This is a genomic window from Planococcus sp. CAU13, assembly GCF_000775575.1.
In the GTDB taxonomy this organism is placed as follows: domain Bacteria; phylum Bacillota; class Bacilli; order Bacillales_A; family Planococcaceae; genus Planococcus.
Window position 1 is genome coordinate 1 of sequence record NZ_JRGN01000041.1, and the last position, 7,506, is coordinate 7,506.

Sequence of the window (7,506 nt, forward strand, 5' to 3'; positions counted from 1 at the left end):
CCTGCATCGCTGCGCTGCTTCGTCGCAAAGCCTTGCCCTCGCAAGGCTTCGGTCAATGTCTTTCCTGCGGGAACAGAGTGAGACTGAGACCCCGGAGGGAGCGCCAGCGACTGAGGAGGCTCAGGCCGCTCTCGCGGAAAGCGTCCGCCTAGAGCGAAATGATTATAAAAATCATTAAAGTTTTTCAATTAGTGAATCGGCATTTTCTGTTCGTCGAGCGTGAAGCCTTCACCGATGACATCATGCACTTCGATCAAGGAAACGAATGCATGGGGATCCACTTCATTGATGATGTTTTTCAGACGGACGATTTCATTCCGGGCGACGACACAATACAGCACTTCACGTTCTTCTTTCGAAAAATGCCCGTAGCCACGAAGGATGGTGATGCCACGGTCCATCTCGACCGCGATGCGGCTCGCGATTTCTTCCTGGGAATTGGAGATGATCAATGCGCCGCGGCCTGAATAAGCGCCTTCCTGTACAAAATCAATGACACGTGCACCCACAAAAACGGCGACCAGTGTATACATCATGGATCTGTTATCCAGGAAAGCAATCCAGGACAGCATAATAACTGCGGCATCAAACAGGAACATGGTCTTGCCCATACTCCAGCCGATGTATTTCTGCACGAGACGGGCTATGATGTCCACTCCGCCTGTCGTTCCGCCGTATCGGAAAATGATGCCGAGGCCGGCTCCGACAAAAATGCCGGCAAACAGGGCGGCCAGAAATAAATCATCCTGCAGATCGATCTGGATTTCATAGATCAGGAAAATTTTAAGGAAAACCGAGACGGCCACTGTGCCGATGATGGTGTAGAAAAACACTTTTCTCCCCAGCAGCTTCCAGCCGACAAAGAAAACCGGTATGTTCAATAATAAGTTCATTAATGCGGGATCCCAATTTAAAAGGAAATATAAGATCAGTGTTATGCCCGCAAATCCGCCTTCCCCAAGCTCATTTTGAATGTTAAAGTGTACAAAACCGAAACTGTAGATGGCCGCACCCAATAAAATGAAGATTATGTTTTTCACTCGCAGATCTTTCAATCACTTTCAACTCCGTTCTAAATGTCCAACTCTTGTATTATGGGTCATTTTCAGTATTTTGACAACATCAACCCTTTTCTTTACGATTGAATAAGGAGCGTGAAAATATGGCACACGAAAAAACAATGAAACAGCTGCAACAGGAAGTTGACGACTATATTTCCCAATTTAAAGAAGGTTATTTTACACCGCTTGAAATGATTGCCCGTTTGACTGAAGAACTGGGGGAGCTGGCCCGGGAAGTCAATCATGTTTATGGTCCGAAGAAAAAGAAGTCGACCGAAGCCGAAGCCAGCATTTCAGAGGAAATGGGTGACCTTCTCTTTGTTTTGATTACGATGGCAAATTCGCTTGATATCAATCTGGCTGCTGCTCATGACAAGGTAATGGAAAAATTCAATACGAGGGATAAAAACAGATGGACAAGAAAGGATGAAATCGAATGACAATAAAGGTCGCAATTGCTGGAGCCCGTGGAAAGATGGGCCAGGAAGCTGTACATACAATCATGAAAAACCACAATATGGAACTTGTTTCTGTGCTTGACTATAAAGAAGTGGGAGAAACTTTAGCTGATACAAAGCTGTTTCCAGAGTCGTTTTCGGTGCCCATTTATCTGGAGCTGGGTGAACTTTATAGAAAGACGAGACCCGATGTGCTCGTCGATCTGACATCTCCGGAATCGGTTTATCAGCATACGAGAGAAGCACTCGAACTTGGCATCCGACCGGTTGTCGGCACGACAGGATTTTCCGATGAGGAACTGAAGGAACTGACCGTTTATGCAGAACAGCATAAACTCGGATGTATTATCGCGCCGAATTTTGCGATAGGTGCTGTATTAATGATGAAATTTGCGGAACAGGCTGCCAAATACCTGCCGGATATCGAAATCATCGAAATGCACCATGACCAGAAACTGGACGCGCCTTCCGGGACGGCGATGAAAACTGCAAATATGATTTCTGTTTATAGAGAAGCACACAGCCAGGGACATCCAAAAGAAAAAGAAACACTGGCGGGAGCGAGAGGTGCCAATTACGATGGCATGCGCATCCACAGCGTCAGGCTGCCTGGTTTGGTTGCCCATCAGCAGGTGCTGCTCGGAGGGGAAGGTCAGCTGCTGACAATCAGGCACGATTCCTTCAACCGCGGCTCTTTCATGTCCGGTGTAGCCCTGTCCGTCAAAAAAGTGATGGAAATTGAAAGACTGGTATATGGCCTGGAAAATATAATCGACTAAAAGGGGAAGTTGGCATGAAAATCGCTTTAATAGCACATGACCGGAAAAAAGACGATCTGATTCAATTTGTAATCGCCTACCAGCCGATTTTGTCTGAGCATTCTTTGTTTGCGACCGGCACAACCGGCCAGCGCATCATCGATGAAACAGGGCTGCAGGTGCACCGCTTCCGTTCGGGGCCGCTTGGGGGAGATCAGCAGATCGGTTCCATGATTGCCCAGGACGAGATGGATATGATTATCTTTTTCCGCGATCCTTTGACAGCTCAGCCGCACGAGCCGGATGTGACGGCATTGATTCGACTGTGTGATGTCTATAATATTCCACTGGCCACCAATATGGGGACGGCGGAAGTATTATTAAAAGGCTTGAAAGAAGGCTTTGTTGATTGGCGGCTGATCAGGGAACGCAGAGGATAGGAGTGATGGAATTGCGGAAAATGAAAATAGGCATCACCTGCTATCCGACTGTCGGCGGTTCTGGAGTCGTCGCGACGGAACTGGGCAAAATGCTTGCCGAAAAAGGGCATGAAATCCATTTTATTACATCGAGTACGCCTTTTCGGCTCAATCGCATGTATTCAAACGTGTTCAGCCATCAAGTGGATGTAAATTCGTATTCGGTGTTTCAATATGCGCCGTATGATATAGCGCTCGCCACCAAGATAGCGGAAGTGATCAAAAATGAAAAACTGGATCTTTTGCACGTCCATTATGCGATTCCCCATGCAGTGTGCGCCATACTTGGTCGCGATATGGCAGGATCGGATATCGGCATTGTCACGACGCTGCACGGCACGGATATCACCGTGCTGGGTTCAGATTCTTCATTGAAGGAAGCCATCCGCTACGGCATTGAAAAGTCGGACATTGTAACAGCAGTTTCGAATTCGTTGCGCGACCAGACATATGACATGATCGACCCGGATCGAAGAATTGAAACAGTCTATAATTTCGTGGATGAACGAGATTATCATGTCAAAGATACAGGGCATCTGAAAGAAGAGCTGGGCATCAATGAAGACGAAAAAGTCGTCATTCATGTTTCTAACTTCCGAAAAGTGAAAAGAGTCGGGGATGTCGTCGACACCTTTTACCGCATCTCCCAAACGGTGGGCAGCAAATTGCTCCTCGTGGGTGATGGGCCGGAAATGAGCAGAATCCAGGAACAGGTGCGCGACCTTGGTATGGAAGAAAAAGTATTATTCCTGGGGAAGAGGGATAATCTATCTGAATTGTATAATATTAGTGACTTAAAACTGCTGCTTTCTGAAAAAGAGGCGTTCGGTCTTGTATTGCTGGAAGCCATGGCCTGTGGAGTCCCGGGAATCGGAACGAATATCGGCGGAATCCCCGAAATCATCGAATCCGGTTCAAACGGCTACCTCGTTGAACTGGGCGATACGGAGCAGGCTGCCGCCTATGGAATTGAATTGCTGCGGAGTCCCGAAATTGCTGAGCGGTTGAGAGAAGGGGCCGTTGAAACCGTTGCTTCCAAATTTCATTCAAAAAGGATTTTGAAAGAATATGAAGATATTTACGCAAGACTGCTGCCGGAAGTGAATATGAAATGAAGACGGCCATCGAAGTCATCGGCAAGCTGAAAAGTGCCGGTTTTGAAGCTTATCTGGTTGGAGGAGCGGTGCGTGATTTTCTGATCGGAAAAGATCCGAAAGATTTTGATGTGGCGACTTCTGCAGATCCCATTCAGGTCAAGGAGCTTTTCAGCCGGACAGTGGACACCGGCATCCAGCATGGCACGGTTCTTGTGCTGATAAATGGAACGGGTGTGGAAGTGACTACTTTCAGGACAGAAAGCGGCTATTCCGACAACAGGCGACCGGATTCGGTTGAATTTGTTAAATCCCTGGATGAAGACTTAAAAAGGCGCGATTTCACCATAAATGCCATGGCGATGACTGAAGATCTGAAAGTCGTGGACTTGTTCGGCGGCAGAAAAGATTTAGATGAAAAAATAATTCGGGCAGTCGGAGAACCGGATCTCCGATTTCAGGAAGATGCGCTGCGGATGCTGCGGGCCGTGCGCTTTTCAGGGCAATTGGATTTTTCCATTGATGATTATACTTTAGCATCGATCCGGAACAACGCCCATTTGATCCGGGCTATTGCAGTGGAGCGCCTGAAACTGGAAATGGATAAAATCATGTCCAATGAGCATGCTGTTCGCAGCATTAATTACCTGGTGTCTTCAGGACTGGCCGAACATATGCCTGCAGGTGACCTGTTCAAGGCGGATTGGAGCGGTTTTGTTCCGTCAGCAGATCCCTTGAACGGCTGGCTCTATGCAATATGGAAGAACCGTGAAGATGTATCAGCCATCTCCACCTATAAATTATCTAATGATGAAAAGATTGCACTTACAAAATCACTGGAAGCGACTTTGATGGATTCCTGGGATGAGTGGATCCTTTATAGTTTCACCGCACGCCAGCTGAATCTCGCTGCCCGGATAAAGAAAGCGGAAGAAAACTGGCCGCTTAAAAAAAGTGAACTGCCTATTAAGTCAAAATCAGACCTTGCCGTAAATGGCAAAAATCTGATCGAGTGGACAGGCAATAAAGCCGGCCCCTGGCTGAAGGAAGCCCTTGGCGAAATTGAACGGCAGGTTGTCTCCGGCAAACTCCAAAATGATAAAGAGAAAATAAAGGACTGGTTCTTCGATGAATATTACCGTAACGAATAAACTGGCGGCAAGGTTGATGGAAGCTTCGGGTGCACACGTTTCGGGGCAGGAGCTGGCAGATGAATTCGGCATTTCCAGAACAGCCGTCTGGAAGCATATTAAAGAACTGCAGGATAAAGGCTACGAAATCACTTCTGTCAAGAAAAAGGGGTACATGCTGTCTGGCATACCCGACACGCTGGAACCGTCAGCGATTCAGCCCCTTCTGAAAACGGAACGATTGGGCAGGACGATAGAATGGATCGCCACCTGTGACTCCACTCAGATCATCGCGCATCAGCTGGCACAGCAGGGTGTTCCCGACGGCACAGCGGTGCTTGCGGAAGAACAGACCGCCGGGCGCGGCCGAATGGCCAGGAAATGGGATTCCGCTTACGGCAAAGGCATTTGGATGAGTGTTATCCTGCGGCCGGATGTCCCGCTTCACCGTGCGCCGCAATTTACGCTTGTTGCTGCAGTTGCGGTCGTGCGGGCAATCGAGGAAGTCACAGGGTTGAGGCCCGACATCAAATGGCCGAATGATATTTTATTGAACGGCAAAAAATGCACCGGGATACTGACGGAGCTTCAATCAGACGCGGATGGCATCCAGGCGCTGATCATCGGAATCGGCTTGAATGCGAATCAGGACGCCGGTGATTTCAGTGATGAAGTGAAAGATATCGCAACCTCACTGAAGATGGAGGCCGGCCAGGCGGTCAGCCGCCAGCAGCTGGTGAGGGCGATGCTGTTTTATCTTGAGCATTACACAGCGATTTACATCAATGAAGGATTTGGTGTCCTGAAGATGATGTGGGAAAGCTATTCGACGACGATCGGAAAACCGGTCCGCGCGCGGATGGCGAAAGAAACACTGGAAGGAATTGCAGAAGGCATTACGGATGAGGGGGTATTGCAGCTCCGCACACCGGACGGCAGGCTGCACGGTATTTATTCGGCTGATATCGAAATGAGGAATTGACAATTGTTTTTTCCGGGCATCATCTGCTATAGTGTTTTTTGAGGGCAGTATCTTCTGAAGAACTGCACCGCCGGTAACCTGCTTAAATTTCAATTAAATGAATCTGCCTTGATCTATTGCATGACAGGGACGGAAGAAATGAGTCTACCATTTTCTGTCCTTCTGTCCATTTTTGGCGGAAGGACTTTTTAGTTGTGGCTTTCTTCCTGGGAGGAGAGAAAAGTTTTGCACTTCATCGAAACAATAGAAGAACTGAAACACTGGGTTACAGAAACAAAAGCGGCTGGCTCTTCAATTGGTCTGGTGCCGACGATGGGCTTTCTGCACGAAGGCCATATGAAACTCGTGCATACCGCGAAAGGTGAGAATGATAAAGTCGTCATGAGCATTTTCGTCAACCCTGCACAATTCGGGCCGAATGAAGATTATGAACGCTATCCGAGAAATATGGAACGCGATACTCAGATGGCTGAAGAAGCGGGTATAGATGTGATTTTTGCCCCGTCCGCCGACGAAATGTATCCGAGGCAGTCTCCCATTTCCATTTCAGCAGGACGGCTGGCCGATCAATTATGCGGAAAGTCGCGGCCGGGCCATTTTGACGGCGTGCTGAAAGTGGTGACGAAACTTTTTCACCTCACGCAGCCGGACCGGGCGTATTTCGGGCAGAAAGATGCCCAGCAATTGGCAATCATCGAATCGCTCGTCGAAGATTTTAATTTTCCACTCGAAATCAGGCGCATCGAGACTGTCAGGGAAGAGGACGGACTCGCAAAAAGCTCCCGCAATGTTTATTTGAATGAACAGGAACGTTCAGAAGCGCCGCATTTGAAAAGAGCGCTGGAGATCGGAAAAGCAGCTGCGCTTAAAGGAACAGATCCTGTACATGCCATGACAAAGCATCTGGAGGATAACACTTCCGGCAAGATTGATTATATTCAATTCCTGTCCTATCCGGATCTTTCGGGAAAAGTGGAAGGCGATGCCATTTTGGCGGTGGCGGTCCAATTTGAGAAAGCGCGCCTGATCGACAATTTATTATTTACCATAAAGGGGAACTGAACAATGCTTCGAATGATGCTCAACTCAAAAATCCACCGCGCCACTGTCACTGAAGCCGACTTGAATTATGTCGGTAGCATCACGATCGACCAGGATCTGCTCGATGCGGTCGGCATGCTGCCGAATGAAAAAGTCCACATCGTCAATAATAACAATGGTGCCCGATTTGAAACCTATATCATTTCTGGTAAACAGGGAAGCGGCGTCATCTGTGTCAACGGAGCGGCAGCGCGTCTTGTCCAAAAGGGCGATATCGTCATCATACTGTCCTACGCTTATATCATGGATGACCGGGCACGCGACCATAAACCGACCGTAGCGATCATGGATGAGTCCAATAAAATCAAGGAAATCATCAGCTACGAACCTGAAGCTACCATTATGTAAACCTCGCCTTCTTATATAGAAGGCTTTTTTGTTTTTAAAATTAAAGTGAATTAGTAAATTAGAGCAATCGATATTACGCAAAACAGCTTCGCTTT

The 7,506-nt window shown here is 47.9% G+C and carries 9 protein-coding genes; 8 read left to right on the forward strand and 1 reads right to left on the reverse strand.

Translation table 11 applies throughout. From position 1 onward, the window contains the following. Positions 1 to 188 precede the first annotated feature (188 nt). Positions 189 to 1,055, reverse strand: a complete 867-nt coding sequence (locus KW93_RS01590; RefSeq protein ID WP_033541207.1) for a YitT family protein — start codon at positions 1,053 to 1,055, stop codon at positions 189 to 191. 107 nt (positions 1,056 to 1,162) lie between these two features. On the opposite strand from KW93_RS01590, the gene KW93_RS01595 reads away from it, so the two are divergent. The 8 genes from KW93_RS01595 to panD all read left to right on the forward strand — a co-directional run bounded on the left by KW93_RS01595 (position 1,163) and on the right by panD (position 7,411). Then, complete coding sequence (locus tag KW93_RS01595; protein WP_033541208.1) at positions 1,163 to 1,501, forward strand: nucleotide pyrophosphohydrolase; 339 nt, start codon at positions 1,163 to 1,165, stop codon at positions 1,499 to 1,501. Then, complete coding sequence (dapB, locus tag KW93_RS01600) at positions 1,498 to 2,298, forward strand: 4-hydroxy-tetrahydrodipicolinate reductase (protein WP_033541209.1); 801 nt, start codon at positions 1,498 to 1,500, stop codon at positions 2,296 to 2,298. The genes KW93_RS01595 and dapB overlap by 4 nt, the downstream gene beginning before the upstream one ends. A gap of 14 nt (positions 2,299 to 2,312) precedes the next feature. After that, positions 2,313 to 2,717, forward strand: a complete 405-nt coding sequence (mgsA, locus tag KW93_RS01605; RefSeq protein WP_033541210.1) for a methylglyoxal synthase — start codon at positions 2,313 to 2,315, stop codon at positions 2,715 to 2,717. An 11-nt stretch (positions 2,718 to 2,728) separates the two neighbouring features. After that, on the forward strand, positions 2,729 to 3,871 hold the full coding sequence (gene bshA, locus KW93_RS01610) for an N-acetyl-alpha-D-glucosaminyl L-malate synthase BshA (protein WP_033541215.1): 1,143 nt from the start codon (positions 2,729 to 2,731) through the stop codon (positions 3,869 to 3,871). Then, a complete protein-coding gene (locus tag KW93_RS01615) occupies positions 3,868 to 5,001 on the forward strand; it encodes a CCA tRNA nucleotidyltransferase (RefSeq protein WP_033541211.1) in 1,134 nt (377 codons plus the stop codon). Before bshA ends, KW93_RS01615 begins: the two co-directional genes overlap by 4 nt. After that, complete coding sequence (locus KW93_RS01620; RefSeq protein ID WP_033541212.1) at positions 4,979 to 5,962, forward strand: biotin--[acetyl-CoA-carboxylase] ligase; 984 nt, start codon at positions 4,979 to 4,981, stop codon at positions 5,960 to 5,962. Before KW93_RS01615 ends, KW93_RS01620 begins: the two co-directional genes overlap by 23 nt. 225 nt (positions 5,963 to 6,187) lie before the next feature. Beyond that, a complete protein-coding gene (gene panC / locus KW93_RS01625; RefSeq protein WP_033541213.1) occupies positions 6,188 to 7,024 on the forward strand; it encodes a pantoate--beta-alanine ligase in 837 nt (278 codons plus the stop codon). Between the two features lie 3 nt (positions 7,025 to 7,027). Beyond that, a complete protein-coding gene (panD, locus tag KW93_RS01630; protein ID WP_033541214.1) occupies positions 7,028 to 7,411 on the forward strand; it encodes an aspartate 1-decarboxylase in 384 nt (127 codons plus the stop codon). The last annotated feature ends 95 nt before the right edge of the window (positions 7,412 to 7,506 follow it).

Coding starts and splice junctions, on each gene's coding strand:
- panD (WP_033541214.1), top strand. CDS start 7,028: ATGCTTCGAATGATGCTCAACTCAAAAATCCACCGCGCCACTGTCACT.
- KW93_RS01620 (WP_033541212.1), top strand. CDS start 4,979: ATGAATATTACCGTAACGAATAAACTGGCGGCAAGGTTGATGGAAGCT.
- dapB (WP_033541209.1), top strand. CDS start 1,498: ATGACAATAAAGGTCGCAATTGCTGGAGCCCGTGGAAAGATGGGCCAG.
- KW93_RS01615 (WP_033541211.1), top strand. CDS start 3,868: ATGAAGACGGCCATCGAAGTCATCGGCAAGCTGAAAAGTGCCGGTTTT.
- mgsA (WP_033541210.1), top strand. CDS start 2,313: ATGAAAATCGCTTTAATAGCACATGACCGGAAAAAAGACGATCTGATT.
- KW93_RS01595 (WP_033541208.1), top strand. CDS start 1,163: ATGGCACACGAAAAAACAATGAAACAGCTGCAACAGGAAGTTGACGAC.